We start from the raw sequence: 24,520 nt of genomic DNA, 5'->3' as shown, positions 1-24,520 counted from the left end.
TGCATGATACACGCCCGGCCGGGGGACTGCATGATGCCCCAGGACGGCGTACGTGCGGCGGCCCGGCGCGGGCGCGGCGCCGTTCATTGTCGTCCCGGGATCCGCCGCGCGGCTGTTGCGCGTCGGACGGGTTCACGGGTTTCCCTGCGGCCCGGATCGCGCCCGGGACTTGCCGCCGCCACGGTTCCCGCGGGCGTTGCGGCCCGCGCTGCCGGTGCGCGGCCATGCAGGCCGCAACGGGCCGCGGCACCGGTGGTCAGAAGCTGCGGCTGAGTTCCAGTTCGTAGGCGCGCTTGAGCTCGTGCACGGTGCGGCCCCAGACCATCCTGCCGACGGTTCCTGACAGCGCGTAGCGGTCGTTGATGCGCCAGGTCGCGCCGAATCCGGCGATGGCGTAGTTGTGCCGCGACAACTGGTCGTGGTGGTACCAGTATTCGTCGCGGTTGGCAGGGCTGAAGAAGTCGGCGTCGCGCCCCTGGCTGCGGCGCATGGTGGCGAACACGCGTCCCGACCAGGTCGGGCTGAAGAAATACCCGGCGGCAAGCCGCGCGTGCTGCTTGTCGATGCCGATGTCCATCACCTTCTCGGTGAACTCGTAGTCGTAGCCCGCCGACCAGTAGAAGTTCGAGTCCGCCAGCTGGCGGGTCACGTCCGCGCCGAACTTGAGCTTGCGCAGGTGCTGGCCGATCGCGGCATTGGCGAAGAAGGTGTAGTCGTGGCTGGGCCAGGTCAGCACCACGTGCGGCTCGATCCGGTAGCGGCCCCGCACGAGGTGGCGGGACACGCCCAGTTGCAGGTCCTGCAGCCCGCCGTGGTAGCGGCCATCGTCCAGGAACTGCGACTCCGGGTGCGGCAGGACCAGGTTCAGGGGATTGTGGTTGCCATTGTCGTGCAGCGAGCGCTTGCTGATGTAGGGCAGCGCCGCATGCAGCTCCCAGCCGCCATCGAGCAGGTAGTCGACCGACAGCCGCAGGCTCTGCGTGTCGGTGATCGCGCCATGGTTGTTGATGCCGTCCTGCAGCAGCAGGCCGGAACTGTGCAGGGTCTGGTAGGCCAGCGACATGGTGCCGCGCTGTCCGCCGGGATCGGCGCCGCCGCCAGCGTCGAATTCGTCGCCGTCGGCCCGCGCCTGCGGGATCCACCCCAGCACGGTACAGGCCGCCAGCGCGAAGACGCTCCATCGCGCCGCGCGCGCTGTCATTTCAGCGTGCCCCGAAGCAAGCGGTCGATGCCCTTCAGGTACTGCCCGAGGCTGGCGCCGTCGAGCAGGAAGACCTGGAAGCGGCCGCGGAGGCCCGCGTCGTTGCGTTGCTGGCGCTGCACCACCGGCAGCAGGCGCCCGGACCCGGCGTCGATCGCGCCGGAATCGCCGAGTTCGCTGATGACCACGTCGAAGTGCTTGCTGCGCAATGCGCGGACCAGGTCGTCCTGGGTACGGGCGACCGTCAGGTGGTGGCCGGCGCGGTCCAGGCCCTGGTAGATCGAGCGGCGCTGGGCGGGATCCTGGTCGTATACCAGCACCGTGGCGGGGCGCGGCGCCAGGTAGCCCTGGTAGCGCATGCCCTGGCCCAGGTTGAACTGGCCCTCGCCGCAGGCATGCACGGGCAGCGCAGCGAGGGTAATGGTGAAAAACGCGGCGATGGCGGGGATGGTCCGGTACATGGCGAACTTCTCCGGTGGCTGCTTGTGCGGGTTGCGATGACGGCCTTCGATCGGGGGCTTGGGCGCGGCGGATCCGGATCCGGTTGCCTCCACCCGGTCGCCTTCAATGGTGGTTACGGGAAACGGCCGCGGCAATGGCAGGCTTTCCGACGAAAGGCGGCTTCGTGGCGCCCTCCAGCGTGAGCGCGAACACCGACAGCGGCTCCGCGTCGTCGGGGATGGAGAGGCAGAGCGCGTCCACCGCGCGCCCGGGCTGCGGATTGGGCAGGCGTGGCGCGCTCAGGGTTTCACCACGGAAGCCGAAGTACCGCGAGGCCAGGCTGATGCCGAACACTTCCGGCACCTGCTGGTCGCGCCCGGAGAAGCCGGGCACTTCCCGCAGGGTGCGGATCGGCACCCGCGCCCGGCTGCCGTCGCGGTAGCGCCAGGTCAGGCTGGCGATCGTGGTGACCACTTCGGTGGGCTGCCGGATCACCGACTGCACCAGCGCATGCACCGCGGCGACGCGGGCGGCAGGAATCTCGATGCATCGCGGGCCCATCGGCAGGTTGCCGACGTTGTCGTCGTTCCTGGAGACATCCATGACGCCACGCAAGTCGAAGTCGATGCCACCGATGCGCTGCACGCCAACCGGATACGGACGCAGTTGTGCGCGCACGCTGTAGAACGGCATCTCCACGCCATCGGGCGAGCGATTGTAGTGCGCCGCCAGGTCCAGCATCTGCGGCGGCGTGGCGGGGTCGCGATCCGGGATCGGGCCACGGTCCAGGTTCGGGCGCCCGACTTGCCAGTGCCGGTTGGCACTGTGGCTGGCGGTGACCGGGGGGCGCGGTTCGACCGCGGGCCAGGGCCCGGGATCGCTGGCGCGCAGCGCGTTGCGCTTCGCTGCGTCCAGTGCCCGCAGGCGCGCCGGGTGGTCGTCCTGGACCTGGGTGTAACCGAGCCGTTCGGCGATTTGCGCCGTCGGCCGGAGGTCCGGCGCGATCGGCCACAACAGCCAATGTCCGTGCAGGGAGCGGCCGAGCAGGGAGCGGCCGTCCGGCGCAAACGCCAGCTGCTGCAGCACGTCTATGGCATTGATGTCGGCCTGCAGCGGGGGGCCGATGGCCGTACCGCTGCGCGCGTCGACCAGTTGCACCTCGCGGCGGAAGGCATGGGCGACGATCCGCGCATCCGGACTGAGCGCCGCAACCGCGGTGGCTTCCGTACCGGTGTAGCGCTGGGCGGCGCGCGCCGCGCCGCTGGCATTGAACAACAGGTCGGTGCCGAGTCCGGCGACGTAGGTCCGCGCCCCGTAGGCAATCACCGACAGCGGTTGCGCCGCACCCAGCGGGCGCTCGGAGCGCACCGCGTCGGCATCGGGATCCCAATCCATCAGCACGTCGCTTCCCAGTCGTGGGTCCGGCGCGCGCGTGGCCAGCAGCAGGTCGCGACGGCCCGGCGCGAATGCCGCCCAGGTCACCGGCTGGAAGGCGTCATGCGGGTATTGCGCCAGCCGCCCCAGGCGCGTGGCTGCCAGCACGTCGGTGGCGGCTTCGGCCGGTCCGACCGCGAGCAGGCGCGAACCATCGGCGGAAAACGCGATCTGCCGCAGTGGACCGGGCAGGGCGAGGTCGCCGGCCAGCCGCGTGCCGCGCCGAAGATCGTACTGGCGCAGGCGATCCTCGAAGCCGACCGGGCCGTGTCCGCCGAAGCTGAGCAGTACGCGCCCGCCGTCCGGCGATGCCAGCAACCGCTGCGGACTGTCGGGCAGGGCGATCGGCGCGAACCGCAGCCGCAGCGAAGGTACGTCGTACACCCGAAGGCTCGGCCCCACGGTGACCAGCAGGGTGCGGCCGCGGTCGACCAGCTCGGCGAAGCCGGGAGGCTGCGGCAGTTCGAGCCACGGCGACGAGGCACCGCGGGAAGTCGAATAGAGACGCAGCCGGTGCCATTCCACGTCGACGATGCGCTGGCCGTCGAACTCCAGTTCCTCGGCGATCTGCCGCGGCGCCAGCGCCGGCAGGGAGGGGGGCCGCGGCAGGCGCCACAGGCGTACCTGGCCGTCGATGCCCGCGCTGGCGAGCAGGCCGCTGCGGAACGACCAGCTGGCCGCGTAGGGCCCGCTCAGTCCATGCGGCGCCGGCGCCAGGTCGATCCGCTGCGCCGCCGACGCACGCGGTCCGGCGCGCGGGATGCGCCACAGCCCGACCCGGCCTTCGCCCGCGGCGACCAGCAGGCGCTGCCCGTGGTCGATGCCGACCCGATGCAGGATGAAATCGTGGCGCATCTGCCCGGAGACCAGCACCTCGCCGCTGGCGACATCGAAGGCATAGGCGGTGCCGTCGTAGCTGCAGGCCGCCAGCCAGGCGTCGTCGCTGCTGAATTCCACCCAGGTGATCTCGCGCCCGCGCGCGGTCGGCAACGTGCGCAGCGTGCGCAGCCGGGTGTCGAGCAGGAACAGCTGTCCATCGAAATTGCCCAACGCGATCCAGTGCCCGTCATGGCTTTGGTTCCAGGCGGACACCGAGACCCGGTTGGGCATCGCGAGCTTGCCCGCGGCCGCAAGGCGCGGCATCCGGAACAGGTGCATCTCGAGCATCGCCACCGGCAGCATTGCCACCATCCGCGGACCCAGCAGCCAGCTCAGGTCATCCACGCGTCCAGCGCCACCGGGATCGATCAGCGGGGAGCGCGGCTGCCACGGCGACACCTGCCACAGTTGCACCCGCTTGCGGCGGTCGCGCAGCAGCGCCAGCGTGCCGTCGTCGCTGAAGTTGGCGTCGGCGAAATCGGCGAACCCGGGCGGCGGCTCGACGACGGCCGCGCGCCGCAGGTCGACCAGCCAGCTGTCGCCGTCGGTCGGGCTGGTCTGGTTGTCGTACCAGTGCAGGGTGACGCGCAGCAGGGAGTCGCCGGCGAAGCGCAGCAGGATCGGCAGCCGCGGCCCGCCGTCGGCGCTCTTGCGGCCCTGCAGGCTGGCGCGGCCGCGCTCGTGCAAGGTCGCGGTGTCGTACCAGCGCACGCTCAGGTCGTTGTAGGCGATGGCGAGCAGGCTGCCGTCGGGGCTGAGTTCCACGGCCATCGGATTGGCGTCGGCCACCGCGATGGCGTCGATCAGCTGTACGCCCTGCTGCGCCAGCATGCCGAAGCGGCGCCGGTCCAGCAGCGCCGCGTCGCCGTCGCCGGCGCCCTCGAGTTCCTGGATGTTGGCGAGCAGGCGCGGCAGGGCATCGTTGCCGTTGCCATCCATGCTGGCGCGCACCGCCGCTTCGCGCCGCGTTTCCCACAGGCGCTCGCTGGCGGTGCGGGCGTTGGCGTCGGCGCGTTGCCACTGCAGCGAAGTGGCGAACACCCCGACTACCAGCGACAGCACGGCAAAGCCCAGGCCGCCAGCAACCCGTGGCTCGCGCCGCGCCCAGCGCCACAGTCGTTGCGCTGCGCTGAGCGGGCGCACGCTGACTTCGCGGCCTTCGAGGTAATGGCCGAGGTCGTCCGCAAGCGCGCGCGCATCGGGATAGCGCTGTGCGGGATCCTTGCGCAGGCATTTCAGGCAGATCGCCTCGAGGTCGCCCGGCACGCTCAGGTAGCGGCTGGGCTTGCGCACCTCGGCTTCCAGCAACAGGCGCACAGTAGCGGCGGCGTCCTCGCCTTCGAAGGGCGGATGCCCCGTCAGGCTTTCGTACAGCACCGCACCCAGCGCCCAGACGTCGGTGGCGGGCGTCAGCGCCGGGCCGTCGGTGCGCGCCTGTTCCGGCGCCATGTAGCTGGGCGTGCCCGAGATGTTGTCGCGCTCCAGCGCCTGTTCGATCCGCCGCGCCAGGCCGAAGTCGGTGACCAGCGGTGCGCCGGCGCCATCGCCGTGGTTGGCTTCGATCAGGATGTTGCCGGGCTTGAGGTCGAGGTGGAGCACGCCGAGCTGGTGCGCGTAGTCCACTGCCTCGGCGATCGTTCGCAGCAGCCGCGCCGCGTCGCGTGCCGGCAGCGGGCCGTCGGCGTCGAGTTGCTGCGAGAGGCTGCGCCCGCGCACCAGTTGCATCGCATAGAAGATCAGGCCCTCGTGCTCGCCCATCTCGAACACGGTGACGATGTTGGCGTGCTGCAGTTGCGCGGCGTGGCGGGCCTCGCGGCGCAGGCTGTCGACCAGCGGTTCTGGCGCCCAGGCGCCGGCCGACAGCAGCTTGATCGCCACCTCCCGCCCCAGTCGCTGCTGCCTGGCGCGGAACACCATGCCCATGCCGCCCTGGCCGATCTGTTCCAACAGCTCGTAGTCGCCGAAGGCGCGCTGCGCGGGATCCTCCAGGTCCAGGGTCGCCGCATCCGCGCCCTGCAGGGCATTGAACATCGCCGAGGCGATCGACACCGACGCCGTCTTGCCGGCGCGTACGCTGGCACCGAAGGCCAGTTGCGCCAGCGCCGGATCCAGCCACCAGTGGCTGGGCGACGGGCCGCCCTCCACCGCGGGTTGCGGATCGCGCGGGCCGCTCATGCGCCTGCTTCCAGCACGACGCGCAATTGTTGTAGTTCCTCCTCGAGCGCCTCGCGGTCGCCGACGGTCTGCATCAGTTCCAGCCGCACCAGCTGGCGCAGGCGCTTGCGCATGCGGTGCACCTGCACCGACACCGTGTTGCCGCGCTGGCCGCTGGCGTCGGCGACCTTGCCCACCGCGTCGCGATCCGGTCGTTCGACCAGCAACGGCGCCAGCTTCGCGAACTGCGACTGCTTGCCGGCCATCATCCATTCGCGCTGCAGCCGCGCCATTGCCCGTGCCAGCACGGTGCCCAGCCAGGCACGGTCGAAGGCCTGCTCCGGTGTCTCCTCGTCAGCCTGCAGCTGCACGGCGTCTGCATCGTCGTGCGCGGCTCCGCCGCCGCGCTTCGCCGCGACCTCGCGCGCGTGCTCGTCGACGAGGAAATGCCGCAACGAGGCCAGCAGCAGGTTGCGGAAACGGCCACGTCGCGGGTCGGCGTCGGTGTACCAGCCGCGTTCCAGGAAGCGCAGGAAGAACGCCTGCGCGAGGTCCTCGGCATCGATGGCGGCATGGCCGCTGCGGCGGATGTAGGCCAGTACCGGTGGCCGGTAGGCGCGGCACAGCTGTTCCAGCGCCGGCCGCGCATGCGCGGGGGTCTCGTGCGCGGCGGCGGCGATCAGGCTCCAGCGCGTGGTCTGGAACCTGCTCATGGCAGGCGGCTCATGGGCATCGACCCGGCATTGGCCACGCCTGCCTCCGGCATTGCGACCTGCGTCCCTGTTGAACGCGGATCGCATGGATGGCAGGCCGCCGACCGGTGCCTGGCATCAGCCGATATGGAACAAGCTGGCGCGCGGATCCGGCACGAAACGCACCGGCGTGGCCGCGACCTTGGCCAGGCTGGCGTGGGCCTGCTCGAGGGCTTCCAGCCAATGGCCGCGGGTCAGGCCGGTGGCGGCTTCGTCCATCCCGGCGAAATCCGCCGCGACCTTGCGGAAACGGCAGAAATCCTCGTAATCGGCGAGTTCGCGCTGCAGCAGTTGCAGGGCGATGTCGACGAGCACGGCATCGTCGAGCAGGCCGACCACGGCGATGTCGTCCGGGATGAGGTCCGCGTCGTCGGCCCGGTAGGCCTGCAGGACGCGCACCTGGCGCCGCAACTCCGGGCCCGGCTCGAAGGCATCGTCGACAGCCAGCGCTTCCAGCCGCCGCAGCGCATCCATGCGCGCCTGCACGAACGGCGGCGTGCTGCCGTCGGGGTGCCTTTCCAGCGCGCGTTTGGCGGCGCTGGCGATCTGGTCCAGGGTCATCGCCGACGCTTCCGGGCTGAGTTCGCGCAGGACCCGGTTGAAGCGCTCGAGCCGCTGCGGCTGCAGCTCGTAGTCGCCGACGTGGTGGCGGCGACCGGGGCTGACCTTGAGGAAATCGAGGAAGCCGAGCGGGAAGGTCATGCTGGCGCGCCGTGGCGGCGCCGTTCTTGCTGCAAACACGTTCATGGCGTACTCCGGGTGGGCACCCGCGATCAGCGCAGCGGGCGCAGTGCGTGCTGGAACACGAAACGGCCGACCTGTTCGCCCTGCTTCACGCCTTTCACGCAGCCCTCGCGGAAATGCATGCCGCCGAACACGCGCGCATCCACCGCTTCGCCCGTGGCCTCGTGCAGCGATACGAAGGCGCGCGTGATCGGCTTGGCCGGCAGCGGCAGCAACGGCGCCGGCAGCGGTACCGCCGGGGCGTTGAAGGTGAAGCCCCAGGCGATGTCGTCGGTGCCGAAGAAGCGGCGCAGGACTTCGGCATGGGCGCCGCTGGCATTGGTCAGGCCGCAGACGTAATCCGGGTAGGGCGGGGTGGCCAGGAACGACCACCAGCCTGCGTCGGGCGCGGTCGCCGGGTTGCCGTCGTCCTGCCAGCGGATCGCGGTGACCGGGCGCCAGAAGCGGTAGGCGTACTTGGTGTCGAAGACCGCGATCGCGGCGTCGGATTCGGCCAGGTTGGCGAGCGCGAACAGCCGCGCCTGCTGCCACAGGTCGAGGTCGAGGTCCAGTTGCGGGTTGTTTTGCGGTGCCGCCAGGATCTCGCGCAGCACGCGGTTCCAGTTGGCGCCGCCGCCGGGCCAGAAGCGGGCGATGTCGCTTTCCGCCGAATCCGGCGCGGCACCACGCACCAGGGCATCGCCTTTGGCCTTCACCTCGTTGTAGTTGCGCGTGTAGGCCTTGCCGGTGACGTCGAACAGGTCGCCGGGATCGAAGCGGAACTGCGACTGGCTGCGCATCACGAACGGCAGCATCCGGCCCCAGCCCTCGTTGGCGGGCACGATGTAGGCTTGCGGGTCGGTGTCCATCACCGGCGTGGGCTGGTAGACACCCACGGCCAGCGGCGCCGCGTAGGGCAGGTTGGGGGTGTCGGAGCCGTCGTTGGCGCGGGCGGCCAGGATCGCGTCGGCCGCGGCGACGCCGGCGGCGACACCATGGGTTTCGGCGTCGCCATCGGGGATCGCGTCGAGCGCGGTGGCATAGGCGGCATCGATGGCGTCCAGGGCGGCGGTCTTGCCCGCGCTCGCCGGCTTCGGGTCGATCAGTCCATGCAGCACGCGATGGTTTGCCGCGGCGATGGCGGCCTCCGGGTTCGCGTCCGCGGCGGCGCCCGGCAGGACGCTGTAGGTCCGGTAGCGCGGATCGATCGAATTCAGCGCGTCGTGCACCGCGACTTGGGCCATGGCGTTGACCCGCGCCTGTTGCGGCGGGCCACCGAACACGGGTGCCACCGGCGCGGTGGACACGATGGTGTTCCACTGGGTGACGGCACTGGCGTGGGCCCACGCAGGCACGGCCGCGAGCAGGGCCGTGGCGAGCGCGCAATAAAGCGGGTACGGGCGGGATACCGGGTGGCGACGGCTGGATGCATGCATGGCGGGGTCCTCGTTGCGGTGGATGGCGACAAGGAGTACGGGCGGCACGCGGCGCGATTACAGCCGATCGCGGGGGCGGTGGCGGCGGTTAGCATGCCGGCATGGATTCGATCACCCACCTGTTCCTCGGCGGCGCCATCGTCGCTGCGATCGCCCCGGCGCGGCACCGGCGCGCGGCGCTGCTGGCGGGCGCCGCGCTCAACACGCTGCCGGACCTGGACGTGTTCCCGCTGGCGCTGTGCGACAACCCGATCGTGCGCATGACCTGGCACCGCAGCGCCACCCATTCCTGGCTGGTGCTGCCGTTGCTGGCATGGGCGATCTGGGCATTCTTCCGCAGCCGTGGCGGCCGCGTGGCCGAAGCGCCGGTGCGCTGGTGGTGGGCGATCTTCGCCTGCCTGATGGCGCATCCGCTGATCGACGCCTTCACCATCTACGGCACCCAGTTGTTCTGGCCGTTGCCGATGCGGCCGATCATGTGGAGCAGCCTGTTCATCGTCGATCCGCTGTTCACGCTGCCGTGGCTGCTGGCCTGCGTGGTGGCCTGGTGGGCGCGCGAACGACTGCTCGCGCAGCGCGCGCTGGTCGCGGGCATCGCGCTGGGCGTGGCCTATGTGGGCTGGTCGCTGGTGGCCAAGGCGATGGTCGACCAGGCTGCCACGCCGGTGCTGGCCGCGCGCGGGCTGGGCAATGCGCCGTGGTTCTCGGTGCCGATGCCATTGACCACGCAACGCTGGCGGGTGGTGGCGATGACCGGCGACGGCTACGTCGAGGGCGAACGCGCGCTGGACGCGAACGGGCCGATGCAGCTGCATCGCTACCCGTCGGATACCGCGGCGCTGGAGTCCGCCGACGGCCTGCCCGCCGTGCGCCGGCTGCGCTGGTTCAACCACGGCTTCATGTCCGCCCAGGTGCATGACGGGCAGCTGCAGCTGTCCGACCTGCGCATGGGGCAGGCGCCGGACTATGCCTTCCGTTTCGCGGTGGCGGTGCGCGACGGCGACGGCTGGCGCGCGATCCCGCCGTTCGACCCGAACCGGCAGCAGCTACGCAAGGCCCTGCGGATGCTGTGGCGGCAATGGCGCGACGGGGGGCGGGTTCACGCGGCGTTCGGCAACTCGGCGACGGCGCCGGCGGACAGCGCGTCGAAGTAATCGCGGGTCAATCGAAGCTGTTCCTGCGCCGCCTGGGCGCGATTGGCCACGGCGCGGAAGGCAGAATTTTCCGGACGGTCCTTCGCGTACCAGCCCAGGTGCTTGCGGGCAATGCGCACGCCGGCTTCCTCGCCGTAGAAGGCGTACAGGGCCTCGAGGTGGTCGAGCAGGATGTCGCGCACTTCCGTGGCCGGCGGCTCCGCCAGCAATTCGCCGCGCGCCAGGTAGTGCGCGATCGAGCGGAAGATCCACGGCCGGCCCTGCGCGGCCCGGCCGACCATCACCGCGTCGCAGCCCGTATGCGCCAGCACGAACGCGGCCTTGCGCGGCGAGTCGATGTCGCCGTTGGCGATCACCGGGATCGACAGGTCCGCCTTGATCGCGGCGATGGTGTCGTACTCGGCGACGCCGTTGTATTGCTGCTCGCGGCTGCGGCCGTGCACGGCCAGCGCCGCGATCCCGGAGTCCTGCGCGATGCGCGCGATTGCCGGCGCGTTGCGGTGCTGCGGATCCCAGCCGGTGCGGATCTTCAGCGTCACCGGCACGTCGACCGCGGCCACCACCGCCGCGAGGATGCGCGCGACCAGGGCCTCGTCGCGCATCAGCGCCGAGCCGGCCCAGGCATTGCAGACCTTCTTCGCCGGGCAGCCCATGTTGATGTCGATCACCTGGGCGCCGTGGTCGACGTTGTGGCGCGCCGCCGCGGCCATCGTCGCCGGGTCGGTGCCGGCGATCTGCACGCCGACCGGATCCGGCTCGCCGGCGTGGTCCATGCGCTGCAACGACTTGCGCGTGTTCCAGAAGCGCGGGTCGGAGGTGGTCATCTCCGACATCGCCATGCCCGCGCCCAGTCGCTTGCACAGCTGCCGGAACGGCTTGTCGGTGACCCCGGCCATCGGTGCCAGGATCACGCGTGGCGAAATGTCGTGGGGGCCGATGCGCATGCGCCCATTGTAGGGGCGGCGCCCGCGGCGCTCACGGCGCGCGGGCGGGCTGGCAGGGGCCTTCGCAAGCACCGCGACGAGGCTTTCCCCCGCGTGCCGCGGAGCTAATCGCCGCGATGGCGCGCGCGGAAGCAGGTCAGCGAGGGCATCGCGGCCGCGGCGCCGGCGCGTTCGGTCGAGAGCGCGGCATAGCGATTGGCGAACACGGCATGCTCCCGGAACGCGCGTTGCGGGTGCAGCGCCAGCGCTGCGGCCAGCGCGCCGTTGCAGGCGTCGCCGGCGCCGGTGGTGTCGACCACGTCGGCTGCTTCGGCGGCGAGGCGGTAGCAGTCGCGTGCGTCACCGCGCGTCGCCGATGGTGGATGCGAGACCAGCAGGCCGCTGGCGCCGAGCGTGAGCACCACGGTGCCGTGCGGCAGCAGACGGCGCGCAAGTGCGTGCAGGCCGGCGTCTTCGCTGCCGGCAAGGGCGGCCGGGTCGATGCGGAAATCGGCATGCCTCGCCAGCAGCGCGGCGAACTCGCTTTCGTTGGGCGTCAAAATGTCGGCCAGCGCCAGCAGCCCGGGCGAGGTCGGCGCATTGGCCGGCGCGGGGTTGAGGATCGCGATCGCACCGGCGGCGCGCGCGCCGCGCAGCGCCTGGGCGACGGCAGCCACGGGCGATTCGAGCTGGGCGAGCACGACCGCCGCCGCCGCGGTCGCGTCGTCCTGGGCGGCGACGAAGCCCGGCGACAGCGTGGCATTGGCGCCGGCGCCGATCACGATGCTGTTGCGTCCCCGGGCGTCGACGAAGATGCCGGCGGTGCCGGTCGGCGCATCGCTGCGGGCCGCCCGCAGGTCGAGGTGGTCGGCGGCGGCCAGTGCGCGCGCCTGGCGGCCGCCGGCATCCTCCCCGAGCGCGCAGACGAAGGTGGTGCGCGCGCCCGCGCGCGCCGCGGCGATGGCCTGGTTGAAGCCCTTGCCGCCGGCGCTGCTGGCGTAATCACCGGCCAGGGTCGCGCCGGGCGGCGGCAATTCCGCGCAGCGCCAGACGTGGTCGACGTTGAACGAGCCGACCACCACGACCCCGGCGCGGCCCGCGATCACGGCCGCCGGCTCACGGCCCGACGTCGAGCCCGGAATGCGCCGGCACCGCCGGTTCGCGCACGTGGCGATGCTTGAACAGCGGCACGAACAGCACCGCCATCGCCAGGGCGTACAGCGCGAACGTGGTCCAGATGCCATGCCAGTCCTTGGCGCCGCCGGCATCGGTGAAGAAGCGGTCGATCATCCAGCCGCTGATCGCGCTGCCGAGCACCGCGCCGACGCCGTTGGTCATCAGCATGAACAGGCCCTGGGCGCTGGCGCGGATGCGCGGGTCGCTCTGCTGCTCGACGAACAGCGAACCGGAGATGTTGAAGAAGTCGAACGCCATGCCGTAGACGATGCACGACAGCACGATCATCCACAGCCCCGGGCCCGGGTCGCCATAGGCGAACAGGCCGAAGCGCAGGAACCAGGCCAGCATGCTGATCGTCATCACCGTCTTGATCCCGAAGCGCTTGAGGAAGAACGGGATGGTGAGGATGAACAGCGTTTCGGAGATCTGCGAGATCGACATGATGATCGCGGGGTAGCGCACCGCGAGCGTGTCCTTGTACGCGTCGACGTTGGCGAAGTCGTGCAGGAAGGTGTCGCCGTAGGCGTTGGTCAGCTGCAGCGCCGCGCCCAGCAGCATCGCGAACACGAAGAACACCGCCATGTTGCGGTCGCGGAACAGGCGGAACGACGACAGCCCGAGGGTATCGACCAGCGCGCGGCTCTCGCCACGGCGCAGCTTGGGCGGGCACGGCGGCAGGGTGAAGGCGTACAGCCCCAGCAGCAGCGAGGCGCCGGAGGCGACGTAGAACTGGCCCGCCGAGGTCTCCAGGTGCAGCAGGCTGGTGGTCCACAGCGCGGCGATGAAGCCGATCGTGCCCCACACCCGGATCGGCGGGTAGTCGCGGACCACGTCCATGCCCTGGTTCTTGAGCGCGTTGTAGGCGACGGTGATCGCCAGCGCGATGGTCGGCATGTAGAAGACCATGTTGACCAGCATCACCCAGAACATGGTGTGCGGGTCCTGCACCGTGGGCACGAGGAACAGCATCACCGCGCCGCCGACATGCAGCATGCCGTAGAGCTTTTCGGCGTTGATCCACCTGTCGGCGACCATGCCCATCAGCGCCGGCATGAACAGCGAAGCGATGCCCATGGTGGAGAAGATCGCGCCGAAGCTGGTGCCGGACCATTGCTTGGTCTGGAACCAGTACGCGCCGATGGTCAGCAGCCACGCCCCCCAGACGAAGAACTGGAGGAAATTCATCACGATCAGACGCAGTTTCAGGCTCACCCGTGTCGCTCCCCTGGGGCAGGCGAAGGCCGTCGATGGTCGTCGCTTCCCGGGAGCGTAGTGGGATTCGCGGCCGGCGTGAAGCGTTGGCCGCGCGATCCGCCGCCGCGGCGCTTCAGCCGTCGCGCGCCATGACCCGGTTGCCGCCTTCGCGCTTGCAGGCCTGCAGGCGGCGGTCTGCGCTGCCCAGCAGGGCCGACAGGTCGGCCCCGTCCTGCGGCCACGCGGCCAGTCCGGCGCTGAAGGTGATGCGTTGCAGGTCGGCGCCGCGGCCGGGCTGGAACGGGCGGTCGTACAGCGTGCGCCGCAACTGCTCGATGCGCTCCCAGCCGCTGCCCACCGGGCAGTGCAGCAGCAGCACGAACTCCTCGCCGCCCAGCCGGATCAGGCGTTCGCGCTCGTGCACGCCCTGGGCCAGCAGTGCGACCACGTGCCGGATCGCGCGGTCGCCGTCGAGGTGGCCGATCTCGTCGTTGATCAGGCGGAAGCGGTCCAGGTCCAGCAGCACCAGGGTCAGCGATCCGCCACCGTTGCGCAGCGAGTCGAGCACGTGCGGCATCTGCTGCAGCAGCCACATGCGGTTGGGCAGGCCGGTGAGGCCGTCGCGCCCGGACAGTTCCACCAGGCGCTGCATGCGGTAGACGATGGTGGCGGTGAGCAGGGTCATGATCAGCAGCAGCACCAAGCGCATGCCCTGGTTGGCGACGGTGGCGGTGCCGTAGTCGACCGACACCAGCTGGTCGGGGCTGGCGGCGGTGGCGAACAGGGTCCAGGCCAGCAGCGCGTACTGCGCGATCGACAGCAGGCCCGCGTACAGCGTCAGGCGGCCGTCGTTGCGCAGCGCGGTCATGGCGATGGCAACCAGGTAGAAGCACCACACCACCATCGAGTTCATGCCCGCCGCGCGGTCGCCGAGCGCGAGCAGCACCAGCACGCCGGTAGTGGTGCTGATGTCGTAGGTGCAGGTGGCGAACGGCAGCCAGTGATGGCGCCGGCCGCCGCGGGCCAGCACCAGCCAGACCTGCGCCATGATGTTGACGAACACCGCCGCCGCGAGCCCGATCACGGTCTCGTCGACATCGCCGCCGCCGGCCGCATTGACCAGCGGCAGCAGCAGGATCAGCGCCGACAGCCACGCGCGCAGGCGCGCCACCAGCAACTCGCCGCCGGCGCCCAGTTCGAGCATGATCTCGTCCGGCCGCACCAGCAGCGTCGCCAGCACCTTGCCGTACCCCTGGGTCGATCTGCCGTACACGCGTGCCCCCGCGTTCCGCGTCGCGTGCAGCATAACCGCAGGCCGCCGCTTCAGCCGATCCCGCGCAGCAGGACCCACGACCCGAGTGCGAGGAACACCAGCGCGGCGGTGATCCGCGCCGCGCGCAGCGGCAGGCGTTGCGCAAAGCGGTTGCCCAGCGCCACCACGGGCACGTTCGCCAGGAGCATGCCCACGGTGGTGCCGGCGACCACCTGCCACAACGGCGAATAGTTCGCCGCCAGCAACACCGTCGCGACCTGGGTCTTGTCCCCGATTTCGGCGACGAAGAAGGCGATCGTGGTGGCGATGAAGGCGCCGCGCGCGGGCAATGGATCGTCGTCCTCGTCGAGCTTGTCCGGCTTGAGCGTCCACAGTGCGATGGCGATGAAGCTGGCGGCGACGATCCAGCGCATCACCGCGGGCGTCAGCCACGACGCGGCCAGGGCGCCCGCCCAGCCCGCCAGGGCATGGTTGAGGAGCGTGGCCACCAGGATCCCGGCGACGATCGGCCAGGGCTTGCGGAAACGCGCGGCCAGCAGCAGCGCAAGCAGCTGGGTCTTGTCGCCGATCTCGGCAACCGCGACGGTGCCGGTCGATACCAGCGCGGGCCACAGCGGTGCGTTGGCCAGCGCGGCGAGCGGCAGCGCGGCGCCGGCCCATGCCTGCGGAAGACCAGCATGCGCAAGCGCGCCGGCGGATCGCAGGCCATCGGCAAGCAGGAAAACATCCATTGGGGACTCCGGGGCCGGGCAATCGCGGAGGCGAAAGCAAACGCCGCGCTGCCCGGCCCGGGTGCGCGACGCCTGCCTTCGGTCTTGCCCGGCATGCCGTCCTGCGACGGCTGCCTCGCGTGCCATGGCCTGCCGGCCAAGCGTGTTGACGCGCGTCTCCGCGAACGCCGGCATGGCCAGGACGCGGAGGGGCTACTCCCCGGAGGAGGAAGTGCGCGCAGTCTAGCGGTTGCCTCGCGCGCGGGCCAATGCCGCTGCCGGCAACGCGGCGTCCCGCGCGCAGGCGAGCCCGGCCTCAGCCGGAGTCGGCGCCCGCCAGTTGCTGCAGCAGGGCCTGGCCATACCGCTCGAGCTTGCCCGCGCCGACGCCGCCGATCCCGGCCAGGGCATCGAGGTCGGCCGGCTGTTCCAGCGCGATTTCGCGCAGGGTGCGGTCGTGGAAGATCACGTAGGCGGGCAGGTTCTGCTCGCGCGCCACGCCGGCGCGCCATGCCCGCAGCGCCTCGAAGCGCGCGGCCGCGGCCGCCGGCAGCTCAGTCGGCACGCTCGTCGCGGATCCGCCACGCCCGCGTTCGCGCCGCGGCGGCGCGGGAGCCGCCGGATCGACCCGCAGCGACAGCGTGCGCCCGCCCCTGAGCACGGCCGCGCTGGCTGCGGTCAGGCGCAGCGCGCCGTGGCCCTCGATGTCGACTTCGAGCAGGCCGGCCGCCACCAGTTGCCGGAACACGCTGCGCCACTGCCGGGCGTCGAGGTCGCCGCCGACGCCGTAGGTGCTGAGCGCGTCGTGGCCGAACTGCCGCACCTTGGCGGTATCGGCGCCGCGCAGGATGTCGGTGAGGTGCGCGGCGCCGAAGCGCTGGCCGCTGCGATAGACGCAGGACAGCGCCTTCTGCGCGACCACGGTGCCGTCCACCGTCACTGGCGGCGACAGGCAGTTGTCGCAGTTGCCACAGGCGCCGGGATGGGCTTCGCCGAAATACGCCAGCAGCGTCTGCCGCCGGCACCCGGTGGATTCGCAATAGCCGATCAGCGCATCGAGCTTGCGACGTTCCAGCCGCTTGCGGTCCTCGCCGGCGTCCGAATCCTCGATCATCTTCTGCAGCAGGACCGCGTCGCCGAGGCCGTAGGCCAGCCAGGCGTCGGCCGCTTCGCCATCGCGCCCGGCGCGCCCGGTCTCCTGGTAATAGCCCTCCGGCGACTTGGGCAGGTCCAGGTGCGCGACGAAGCGCACGTCGGGCTTGTCGATGCCCATGCCGAAGGCGATGGTCGCCACCATCACCACGCCGTCCTCGCGCAGGAAGCGGCGCTGGTTGGCGGCACGCACGGTCGCATCCAGCCCGGCGTGGTAGGGCAGCGCGGTGATGCCCCGGCTGGCGAGATGCTCGGCGATCGCCTCGACCTTGCGCCGCGACAGGCAGTAGACGATGCCGGAATCGCCCCGGTGGCCGTCGAGGAAGGCCAGCAGCTGCCGGCGCGCGTCGTGCTTGGCGACGACCGCGTAGCGGATGTTGGGTCGATCGAAGGAACTGACGAACTGGCGCGCGTCCTCCAGCGCCAGGCGCTCGACGATCTCGCGCCGGGTCGGGGCGTCGGCGGTGGCGGTGAGCGCGATCCGCGGCACCTGCGGCCAGCGCTCGTGCAGCAGCGTGAGTTCGCGGTACTCGCGACGGAAATCATGGCCCCACTGCGACACGCAATGGGCCTCGTCGATCGCGAACAGCGCGATCCGCGCGCGTTCCAGCAGCGACAGGAACCGTGGCGCAAGCAGCCGTTCCGGGGCGACGTAGAGCAGGTCGAGGCCACCCTCGAGCAGCTGCCGCTCGATCGTCGCCGCCTCGCCCGCGTCCTGGGTGGAATTGAGGAAGGCGGCGCGCACGCCGAGCTGCTTCAGCGCCTCGACCTGGTCCTGCATCAACGCGATCAGCGGCGAGACCACGATCGTGGTGCCCTCGCGCAGCAACGCCGGCAACTGGTAGCACAGCGACTTGCCGCCGCCGGTGGGCATCAGCACCAGCGCGTCACCGCCGGCGGCGACGTGGTCGACGATGGCCGCCTGCTCGCCGCGGAAGGCGTCGTAGCCGAAGACGTGGCGTAGCTGGTCGAGGGCGGCGTTGGACATCGCGGCAGGATAGCAAGTGGCGCCGTCGCCGATCCCGGCTTTCGATGCGTTATCGCGTGGGGCTTTGCCGCAACGGCGCGTGATCGAGTTGCCACAGTTGCACGTCGCGCGATTGCGCGAACAGGCTGCCGCCGGCTCCGGCGATGCCGCGCATCAACGCCGGGCTGGCATGGCCGCTGCCGACCAGTACCCAGCGCACGCCATGGCGTGCGAACAGGGCCCGCCATGCGCTGCCATCGGCATCGCGCCCGGCCTGTACGGCGGCCCGTTGCAGGGCGGGGGAATACCAGGAGACGTTGCGCCCGCGGCGGCCGAGTTCGGCGACATACGGGCGCGAGGGGTCGGTGGCCAGCACGTTGCCGCGCCTGGCCGCGGGCAACGGCGATTGCCGCAATTGCCGCAGGACTTCGCGCTCGGGGAGGAAGCGCCGGAAGACCTCCGAAGGATCACCACCCGACGTCACGTAGCGCTTCAACGCCGGCACCCCGAGGCTCCAGTTGCCGTTGGGGATGAAACAGGCGTTGAGCGCGCACAGGCCTACCACCAGCAGCGCGAAAGACCCGCGCCGCATCCGCGTGGACACGGCGACGATGACGATCGGGAGCAGCAGCATCAGGCCCGGGAATGCATAGCGCGCGTACTGCAGCCCGAACAGTGGCAACACGAACACCAAGGTCGCGACGCCGGCGATCGTGCGCAACCGCGGCTCCAGCAGTGCCGCCAGCCAGCCGCCCAGCAGGGCCACGCTGGCGAAGCCGAGCGCCGCCCGCCCGTCCTCGAGAAAGCGCGGGGTATCGAAGACCAGCGTCCACGGCAGCCCCGGGCCCAGCCCGGCGTGCCAGCGCGGGTCGTCGAAGTTCGCGACCGGCGCGTAGGGCGAAGCGAAGACCCCGTTGAACAGCGGCAGCACCGGATTGCCCGTCGCCAGCCAGGCCTGCAGGTAGCTCGAACCGGCGAGCGGCACCGACAACGTCGCTGCCGCGAGCGCGGCGCGGGCGCTCCAGCGTGAGCGGAAACGCCACAGGCACCAGGCCAGCAGCGGCAGGGCGCTCCAGGCATGCACGAGCTTGAGCGCCGCCAGGCCCGCGAACAGGCACGCCAATGCAAGCCATGACCTGCGCGGCGCGACCACCGCCAGGAGCGCGATCGCCAGCAACGCGGCGGTCGCGGCGAGTTCGGTGTGCATGCTTCCCGCCAGTCCGGCCAACAGCGGAACGCTGGACGACAGCGCCACCGCCGCCCAGCACGCACGCCGGTCGCCGCCAAGCACCGCCACCAGCGACCAGGTCAGGCCGGCGATCAATGCCAGCCACAACCCGTTCAGGCCACCGCGTGCGTCGGTGGTGCCGGCGAGCACGGTGACGATGGCGTGCAGGACGTCATTGCCCCACGAGGCGTACGCCCAGATCTGGTGTTCGGGCGCGGCGGCATAGGCATGGTCGGCGAGCAGCTGCGCGGGGAGCCGCAGGTGGTAGCCGACGTCGTCAGCCTGGATGCTGGGGATCCAGCACGCGGTCGAGGCCACGCCGAGCAGCATGATCGCCAGCGACGACCACGCCGGATGCGCGTCCACCGCTTCCGACCAGCCCTTGCGCAACGCCTCGAGTTGGCCGGGCGCGGCGCGTGCGCGCAACAGCACCGGCAGCAGCAGCGCGACGAGCCAGGCCAGCCGGTAGTGGATCGGCAAGGCCAGCAGCCAACCGCCGATGCCGGCGATCACCAGCAGGCCGACGGTCGTTGCCACCGCTTGCCGCGACGGCATCTGCGGAACCAGCCAGCCGCCAAGGTTGAACGCGGCGACCGCCAGCAACAGGCCCGCCGCCACGACCAGCGGACCCGCGAACCAGGCCAGTGCGAGCAGCCATGCCAGCGCCAGCGCGGTGGCCAGGCGAAGCCGGCTGCAGCGGGCAACGAGCGCTGCAGCCAGCAGCGCAGCCACTGCCAGGAACATCAGGTCCCCGGCCCGGGGCCAAACGACCGCGGTCCACATCCGCTGCGCGACGACCCCTGCCACGGCCGCGCAGGCGCCCGCCCAGATCAGCCATCCGGGGACGCGCGCCCGCCAATCGGCCAGCGGCCTGGGCAGGGACCGCTCGGCGTGCGGGTTCGACGGCATGGGCGGCGAGGATACACGGCGGCTTCGGGCACCACGCCGCGCGCACCGTGAAAGCCTCCGCGGCCGCCGGCAATGCGCGCGGTACCGTGCGGCAACGGCGACGCACGTCCGCATCGGTGCCGGCTGCGCTTCGCTTGGCGGAGTGCTGTCCCCGCGCCGCGCCTCAACGGACCATCAGGCGTGGCGGTGCGCTTGCACCGCCGCGTCTACTGCAACAGGGAACGCAGCATCCAGGCGTACTTCTCGTGGGTCTGCAGGCGCTGGGTGAGCAGGTCCACGGTCGGGTCGTCGCCGGCGTCGTCGGCCCCCTGGAGCACCTTGCGCGCGGTGCGGCAGACAGCTTCGTTGCCGACGGTCAGCTGGCGCACCATCTCGCGCCAGTCGGCGGTATCGGCCAGGCCCGGTTCCTCGGCGATCGAGGACAGGCGCGCGAACTCGGCGTAGGAACCCGGGGCGTTGTAGCCCAGCGCGCGGATGCGTTCGGCCACCAGGTCCAGCGCCGTCCACTGCTCGGTGTACTGGGTCTCGAACATCAGGTGCAGGGTGTTGAACATCGGGCCAGTGACGTTCCAGTGGAAATTGTGGGTCTTCAGGTACAGCGTGTAGCTGTCGGCGAGGAAACGCGACAGGCCCTCGGCGATCTGCTTGCGTTGCGCGCCGGACAACCCGATATCGATCGCCGGCGCGGCGGCGGCGGCGGCCTGCGGTTTCGGTTTCGCGGACTTGGACTTGGCCATCGGCGTGCTCCGTTTCGGATCCAGCCTCCACAATAGGGCCCGCCGGCAGCGCCGGGAAATGAATATTTGCGAATGAAGCGATACAGGAAGCCTATCGAAACGCAGGCCCGGCCCGGATCGTCCCAGGCCCGGCGCGCGATCGACGGCGCGCTGAGCCGCGACCGCGGCCGCCTGCTGGGCTTGTGGTCGCGCTGGAACGCAAGGCCGGACGATGCCGCGGTGGAGGCCGCGTTCGCCCAGGCCCTGCAGGCATCGGTCGCGGCGCGCGCGGCCCGCGCCGCCGCGCTGCCGCAGGCGCCGGTCGATCCGTCGCTGCCGATCGCGGCCCAGGCCGGCCGCATCGTCGAGCTGCTCCGCGCGCACCAGGTGGTGGTGGTTGCCGGTGAAACCGGCTCCGGCAAGACCACGCAACTGCCGAAGCTGTGCCTGGCTGCCGGCCGCGGCGCCGCCGGCATGATCGGCTGCACCCAGCCGCGGCGGATCGCCGCGCGCGCGGTGGCGCGGCGGGTGGCCGAGGAACTGCAGGTGCCGCTGGGCGACGCGGTCGGCTTCCAGGTGCGTTTCAACGACAACGTCGGCGAGCGGACCGCGGTCAAGTTCATGACCGACGGCATCCTGCTGGCGGAAGTCCAGTCCGACCGCTGGCTGTCGAAGTACGACACCCTGATCATCGACGAGGCGCACGAGCGCAGCCTCAACATCGACTTCCTGCTGGGTTACCTGAAGCAGCTCCTGCCCAGGCGGCCGGACCTGAAGCTGGTGGTGACCTCGGCGACGATCGATACGGAGCGCTTCGCCGCGCATTTCGGTGGCGCGCCCGTGGTGGACGTCGAGGGCCGCGGCTATCCGGTGGAGCTGCGCTACCGGCCGCTGGAAGGCGAGGGCGCGGAAGCGGGCGAGCGCTCGGTGCTGGACGGCATCCTCGCCGCCTGCGACGAGATCGCGCGCGGGCGTCCGACCGGCGACACGCTGGTGTTCCTGCCCGGCGAGCGCGAGATCCGCGACGCCCACCAGGCGCTGGAACAGCGCAAGTACCGCCATACCGAAGTGCTGCCGCTGTACGCGCGGCTGTCGGCGCGCGACCAGGACCGCGTGTTCCATCCGGGCACGCAGCGCCGCATCGTGCTGGCCACCAACGTCGCCGAAACCTCGCTGACGGTGCCGCGGATCCACGACGTGGTCGACCCCGGTTACGCGCGGGTCAAGCGCTACAGCCCGCGGCAGAAGCTCGATCGCCTGCACGTCGAACCGATCAGCCAGGCCAGCGCCAACCAGCGTGCCGGCCGCTGCGGCCGCATCGCACCGGGCACCTGCTACCGGCTGTATGCCGAGGCCGACTTCCAGTCGCGGCCACAGTACACCGATCCGGAAATTCGCCGCGCCGCGCTCGCGGGCGTGATCCTGCGCATGCTGTCGCTGGGCCTGGGCAACGTCGAGGATTTTCCGTTCCTGGAGCCGCCGGAGCCGCGCGCGGTCGCCGATGGCTGGCAGACGCTGGCCGAACTGGGCGCGGTCGATGCCTCGCGCAAGCTGACGGCGACCGGCAGGCTCATGGCGCGCATGCCGATCGACGTCAAGCTGGCGCGGATGCTGGTGGCGGCGCATGCGCACGGTTGCCTGCGCGAGATGCTGGCGATCGCCAGCTTCCTCGGCATCCAGGATCCGCGCGAGCGTCCCGCCGACCAGCGCGCCGCAGCCGACAACGCGCATGCATCGTTCGCGGATCCGCGATCCGAGTTCGTCGGCATCCTCAAGCTCTGGGACGCCTACCGCACCGCGCACGAGGAGCTCACGCAGTCGCAGCTGCGCAAGTGGGCGGAGAAGCATTTCCTCGGCTTCCTGCGCCTGCGCGAGTGGCGTGAACTGCATCGGCAGCTGAAGCTGTTGTGCGACGAGCTGGGGTGGCAGCAGTCCGCGGCGGCGGCCTCGCTCGACGCCCGCGCCTATGTCGCCCTGCATCGCGCCCTGATCGCCGGCCTGCCGACCCAGCTTGGGCACCGCGCGCAGGCCGACAAGGATCGCAAGGCGGGGGCGCAGTACGAGGGCCCGCGCGGGCGCAGGTTCCAGCTGTTCCCGGGTTCGGCGCTGGCGAAGAAGCCGCCGCCGTGGGTGCTCTCGGCGATGCTGCTGGACACCGAGAAGGTGTGGGCGCTGACCAACGCCGCGGTCGAGCCGGAATGGGCGATCGCCGAACTGCCGCACCTGCTGGCGCGACGGCATTTCGATCCTCGCTGGTCGCGCGCGCAGGGCAGGGTGCTCGGCAGCGAGCAGGTCAGCCTGTTCGGGCTGGTGCTGGCGCCGAAGAAGCCGATCCATTACGGCGCGCTGTTCCCGGAGGAATCGCGGCTGATCTTCGTGCACGACGCATTGCTGACCGGCGAGATCGACACCCGCAGCGCCTTCCTCGCACGCAACCTGTCCACGCTGGCGCGGGCGCGCGAAGAAGAAGCCAAGCAGCGCCGCGCCGGGCTGGTGGTGGACGAGGACTGGCAGGCGCGCTGGTACCTCGACCGGCTGCCGCCGGAGGTGCACAACGTGCAGGCGCTCGACGCCTGGTACGCAAGGCTGACGCCGGACAGGAAAAAGGCGCTGGAATGGTCGCGCGATGAACTGCTGGTCGGCGACGAGAGCGACGCCGCGCGTTTTCCGCCGTACCTGGCATTGGGCGATGCGCGCCTGGCGCTGCGCTACCGCTTCGAACCCGGAGCGCCCGACGACGGCATGACCGTCGCGGTACCGCTGCACCTGCTGGGCGCGCTGGATCCGGCGCGGCTGTCATGGCTGGCGCCGGGCTTCGTCGCCGACAAGGCGGCGGCGCTGATCCGCTCGCTGCCCAAGGCGCTGCGTCGCAACTTCGTCCCGGGGCCGGATTTCGCGCGCGCATTCGCCGAGGCCTGGCCGCAGCCCTCGGCGGACAGCATCGAGGGCGAACTCGCGCGCTTCCTGCACAAGGCCACTGGCGTGGCGCTGGCGGCGACCGAATTCGATCCCGCGTCGATCGAGCCGCACCTGCACGCCAACCTGCGCCTGCTCGATGCGTCCGCCCAAGGCGACGACCGCCGCAATGGACCAGCGGCGGACGTGCTGGTCGAATCCCGCGACCTCGACGACCTGCGTGCGCGTTTCGGCGCCCGCGCCGCCGCGGCTTTCGCTCGCCACGCCGCGCAGGGCATGGCGCGCGCCGAGCTGGCCTCGTTCCCGGAAACCCCGATCCCCGAGTCGGTGCCCGGTGCCGGCGGCGTGCCGGCGTATCCGGCGCTGCGCGATGATGGCGACAGCGTTTCGCTGGTGGTGCACGCTGACCGCGCGCTCGCGCAACGCACGCATCCTGCCGGCGTGCGCCGGCTGCTGGCGCTCGCACTGGCCGACAAGTTGAAGCAGGCGCGCCGGCAGCTGCCGCTGCAACCAAAGACCGCACTGCTGCATGCGGCGATCGAGTCCGCGGCGCCGCGGCCGCAGGCCGGCAAGCCGGGCGGGCAGGGTGGCGACCAGCTGCGCGCCGATCTCGTCGACGGCGCCTTCGCCGCGCTCACCGCCGACGGCCTCGGCGGGATCCGCGACGCCGATGCCTTCGCCCGCCGCCGCGACGCCGTCGCCAGGGAGCTGTTCCCCGAAGCGATGTCGAGGTTGCAACAGGCAGAGACCATCCTCGCGCTGGTGGCGCAGGTGCGGGCGAAACTGGACTCGAAGCTGCTCGGCTGGGCCAGCGGCAACCTCGACGACATGCGCGCGCAGCTCGCCGCCCTGGTGCCGCCGGGCTTCCTGCGCGAGGTGCCGGCAAGCGCGTTGTCCGAATATCCACGCTACCTCAAGGCGCTGGCGCTGCGTGGCGAGCGCGCGCTGCGCGATCCGGTGCGCGACCAGGCGCGGATGCTGGAGCTCAAGCCGTTCGCCGATGCGCTGGCCGCGGCCGGCGAAGCAGGTGCGCCGGAATGGCAGGCGCTGCGCTGGGATCTGGAGGAGTTGCGGGTCTCGCTGTTCGCGCAGGAGCTCGGCGCCCGCGGCGGCGTTTCGGCGAAGAAGCTGGCGGCGCGGCTGGCGCAACTGCGACGCCCGGCGTCGTAGGCGTCGTCG

Annotated in this window: 16 protein-coding genes; 2 read left to right on the top strand and 14 right to left on the bottom strand. The window is 71.2% G+C overall.

The genetic code is table 11. The features are described from left to right. Positions 1 to 256: 256 nt before the first annotated feature. The 6 genes from MQC88_RS05820 to MQC88_RS05795 all read right to left on the bottom strand — a co-directional run bounded on the left by MQC88_RS05820 (position 257) and on the right by MQC88_RS05795 (position 9,020). A complete protein-coding gene (locus MQC88_RS05820) occupies positions 257 to 1,201 on the bottom strand; it encodes a hypothetical protein (protein ID WP_243319858.1) in 945 nt (314 codons plus the stop codon). Next, the gene (locus MQC88_RS05815) at positions 1,198 to 1,662 is read right to left on the bottom strand and encodes a hypothetical protein (protein WP_243319856.1); all 465 of its coding nucleotides are present in this window, start codon (positions 1,660 to 1,662) and stop codon (positions 1,198 to 1,200) included. Before MQC88_RS05815 ends, MQC88_RS05820 begins: the two co-directional genes overlap by 4 nt. 103 nt (positions 1,663 to 1,765) lie before the next feature. Continuing rightward, positions 1,766 to 6,130: a WD40 repeat domain-containing serine/threonine protein kinase gene (locus MQC88_RS05810; RefSeq protein WP_243319854.1), complete on the bottom strand. Its 4,365-nt coding sequence runs from the start codon at positions 6,128 to 6,130 to the stop codon at positions 1,766 to 1,768. Continuing rightward, positions 6,127 to 6,822, bottom strand: a complete 696-nt coding sequence (locus tag MQC88_RS05805; protein ID WP_243319852.1) for an RNA polymerase sigma factor — start codon at positions 6,820 to 6,822, stop codon at positions 6,127 to 6,129. The genes MQC88_RS05810 and MQC88_RS05805 overlap by 4 nt, the downstream gene beginning before the upstream one ends. A 117-nt stretch (positions 6,823 to 6,939) precedes the next feature. Next, positions 6,940 to 7,608 (bottom strand): YkvA family protein, encoded by a 669-nt coding sequence (locus MQC88_RS05800; protein WP_243319850.1) that lies wholly within the window; start codon positions 7,606 to 7,608, stop codon positions 6,940 to 6,942. A gap of 26 nt (positions 7,609 to 7,634) precedes the next feature. Further along, the gene (locus MQC88_RS05795) at positions 7,635 to 9,020 is read right to left on the bottom strand and encodes a vanadium-dependent haloperoxidase (RefSeq protein ID WP_243319849.1); all 1,386 of its coding nucleotides are present in this window, start codon (positions 9,018 to 9,020) and stop codon (positions 7,635 to 7,637) included. 101 nt (positions 9,021 to 9,121) lie between these two features. On the opposite strand from MQC88_RS05795, the gene MQC88_RS05790 reads away from it, so the two are divergent. Beyond that, a complete protein-coding gene (locus MQC88_RS05790) occupies positions 9,122 to 10,174 on the top strand; it encodes a metal-dependent hydrolase (RefSeq protein ID WP_243319847.1) in 1,053 nt (350 codons plus the stop codon). On the opposite strand, the gene dusB is transcribed toward MQC88_RS05790, so the two are convergent. The 8 genes from dusB to MQC88_RS05750 form a co-directional block, all read right to left on the bottom strand. Then, positions 10,120 to 11,118 (bottom strand): tRNA dihydrouridine synthase DusB, encoded by a 999-nt coding sequence (gene dusB / locus MQC88_RS05785; RefSeq protein ID WP_243319845.1) that lies wholly within the window; start codon positions 11,116 to 11,118, stop codon positions 10,120 to 10,122. The genes MQC88_RS05790 and dusB overlap by 55 nt on opposite strands. 104 nt (positions 11,119 to 11,222) lie before the next feature. Continuing rightward, complete coding sequence (locus MQC88_RS05780; protein WP_425491556.1) at positions 11,223 to 12,203, bottom strand: PfkB family carbohydrate kinase; 981 nt, start codon at positions 12,201 to 12,203, stop codon at positions 11,223 to 11,225. 10 nt (positions 12,204 to 12,213) lie between these two features. Then, positions 12,214 to 13,488, bottom strand: a complete 1,275-nt coding sequence (locus MQC88_RS05775) for a nucleoside permease (RefSeq protein WP_243319842.1) — start codon at positions 13,486 to 13,488, stop codon at positions 12,214 to 12,216. Between the two features lie 115 nt (positions 13,489 to 13,603). Continuing rightward, positions 13,604 to 14,743, bottom strand: coding sequence for a GGDEF domain-containing protein (locus tag MQC88_RS13050; protein WP_243319840.1), 1,140 nt, complete (start codon positions 14,741 to 14,743; stop codon positions 13,604 to 13,606). A gap of 50 nt (positions 14,744 to 14,793) precedes the next feature. Next, the gene (locus tag MQC88_RS05765) at positions 14,794 to 15,474 is read right to left on the bottom strand and encodes a TMEM165/GDT1 family protein (protein ID WP_243319838.1); all 681 of its coding nucleotides are present in this window, start codon (positions 15,472 to 15,474) and stop codon (positions 14,794 to 14,796) included. A 295-nt stretch (positions 15,475 to 15,769) separates the two neighbouring features. Continuing rightward, positions 15,770 to 17,593 (bottom strand): DNA helicase RecQ, encoded by a 1,824-nt coding sequence (gene recQ / locus MQC88_RS05760; RefSeq protein WP_243319836.1) that lies wholly within the window; start codon positions 17,591 to 17,593, stop codon positions 15,770 to 15,772. Between the two features lie 49 nt (positions 17,594 to 17,642). After that, positions 17,643 to 19,544, bottom strand: coding sequence for a hypothetical protein (locus tag MQC88_RS05755; protein ID WP_243319835.1), 1,902 nt, complete (start codon positions 19,542 to 19,544; stop codon positions 17,643 to 17,645). A 371-nt stretch (positions 19,545 to 19,915) separates the two neighbouring features. Further along, positions 19,916 to 20,446, bottom strand: a complete 531-nt coding sequence (locus tag MQC88_RS05750) for a Dps family protein (RefSeq protein ID WP_243319833.1) — start codon at positions 20,444 to 20,446, stop codon at positions 19,916 to 19,918. Between the two features lie 72 nt (positions 20,447 to 20,518). Between MQC88_RS05750 and hrpA the strand changes: the two genes are divergently transcribed. Next, the gene (gene hrpA / locus MQC88_RS05745) at positions 20,519 to 24,511 is read left to right on the top strand and encodes an ATP-dependent RNA helicase HrpA (RefSeq protein ID WP_243319832.1); all 3,993 of its coding nucleotides are present in this window, start codon (positions 20,519 to 20,521) and stop codon (positions 24,509 to 24,511) included. The last annotated feature ends 9 nt before the right edge of the window (positions 24,512 to 24,520 follow it).

The organism is Cognatiluteimonas sedimenti, from assembly GCF_022808325.1.
Classification (GTDB): Bacteria; Pseudomonadota; Gammaproteobacteria; order Xanthomonadales; family Xanthomonadaceae; genus Cognatiluteimonas; species Cognatiluteimonas sedimenti.
Note: the sequence above shows the minus strand (reverse complement) of the source record. Positions and strands in the feature narration are given on the sequence as shown.

Bases quoted from the DNA above. Each gene is read 5' to 3' on its own strand.
- recQ (WP_243319836.1), bottom strand. From the start codon at position 17,593: ATGTCCAACGCCGCCCTCGACCAGCTACGCCACGTCTTCGGCTACGAC.
- MQC88_RS05750 (WP_243319833.1), bottom strand. From the start codon at position 20,446: ATGGCCAAGTCCAAGTCCGCGAAACCGAAACCGCAGGCCGCCGCCGCC.
- MQC88_RS05765 (WP_243319838.1), bottom strand. From the start codon at position 15,474: ATGGATGTTTTCCTGCTTGCCGATGGCCTGCGATCCGCCGGCGCGCTT.
- MQC88_RS05820 (WP_243319858.1), bottom strand. From the start codon at position 1,201: ATGACAGCGCGCGCGGCGCGATGGAGCGTCTTCGCGCTGGCGGCCTGT.
- MQC88_RS05790 (WP_243319847.1), top strand. From the start codon at position 9,122: ATGGATTCGATCACCCACCTGTTCCTCGGCGGCGCCATCGTCGCTGCG.
- MQC88_RS05810 (WP_243319854.1), bottom strand. From the start codon at position 6,130: ATGAGCGGCCCGCGCGATCCGCAACCCGCGGTGGAGGGCGGCCCGTCG.
- MQC88_RS05795 (WP_243319849.1), bottom strand. From the start codon at position 9,020: ATGCATGCATCCAGCCGTCGCCACCCGGTATCCCGCCCGTACCCGCTT.
- MQC88_RS05755 (WP_243319835.1), bottom strand. From the start codon at position 19,544: ATGTTCCTGGCAGTGGCTGCGCTGCTGGCTGCAGCGCTCGTTGCCCGC.
- MQC88_RS05815 (WP_243319856.1), bottom strand. From the start codon at position 1,662: ATGTACCGGACCATCCCCGCCATCGCCGCGTTTTTCACCATTACCCTC.
- dusB (WP_243319845.1), bottom strand. From the start codon at position 11,118: ATGCGCATCGGCCCCCACGACATTTCGCCACGCGTGATCCTGGCACCG.
- MQC88_RS05805 (WP_243319852.1), bottom strand. From the start codon at position 6,822: ATGAGCAGGTTCCAGACCACGCGCTGGAGCCTGATCGCCGCCGCCGCG.
- hrpA (WP_243319832.1), top strand. From the start codon at position 20,519: ATGAAGCGATACAGGAAGCCTATCGAAACGCAGGCCCGGCCCGGATCG.
- MQC88_RS05800 (WP_243319850.1), bottom strand. From the start codon at position 7,608: ATGAACGTGTTTGCAGCAAGAACGGCGCCGCCACGGCGCGCCAGCATG.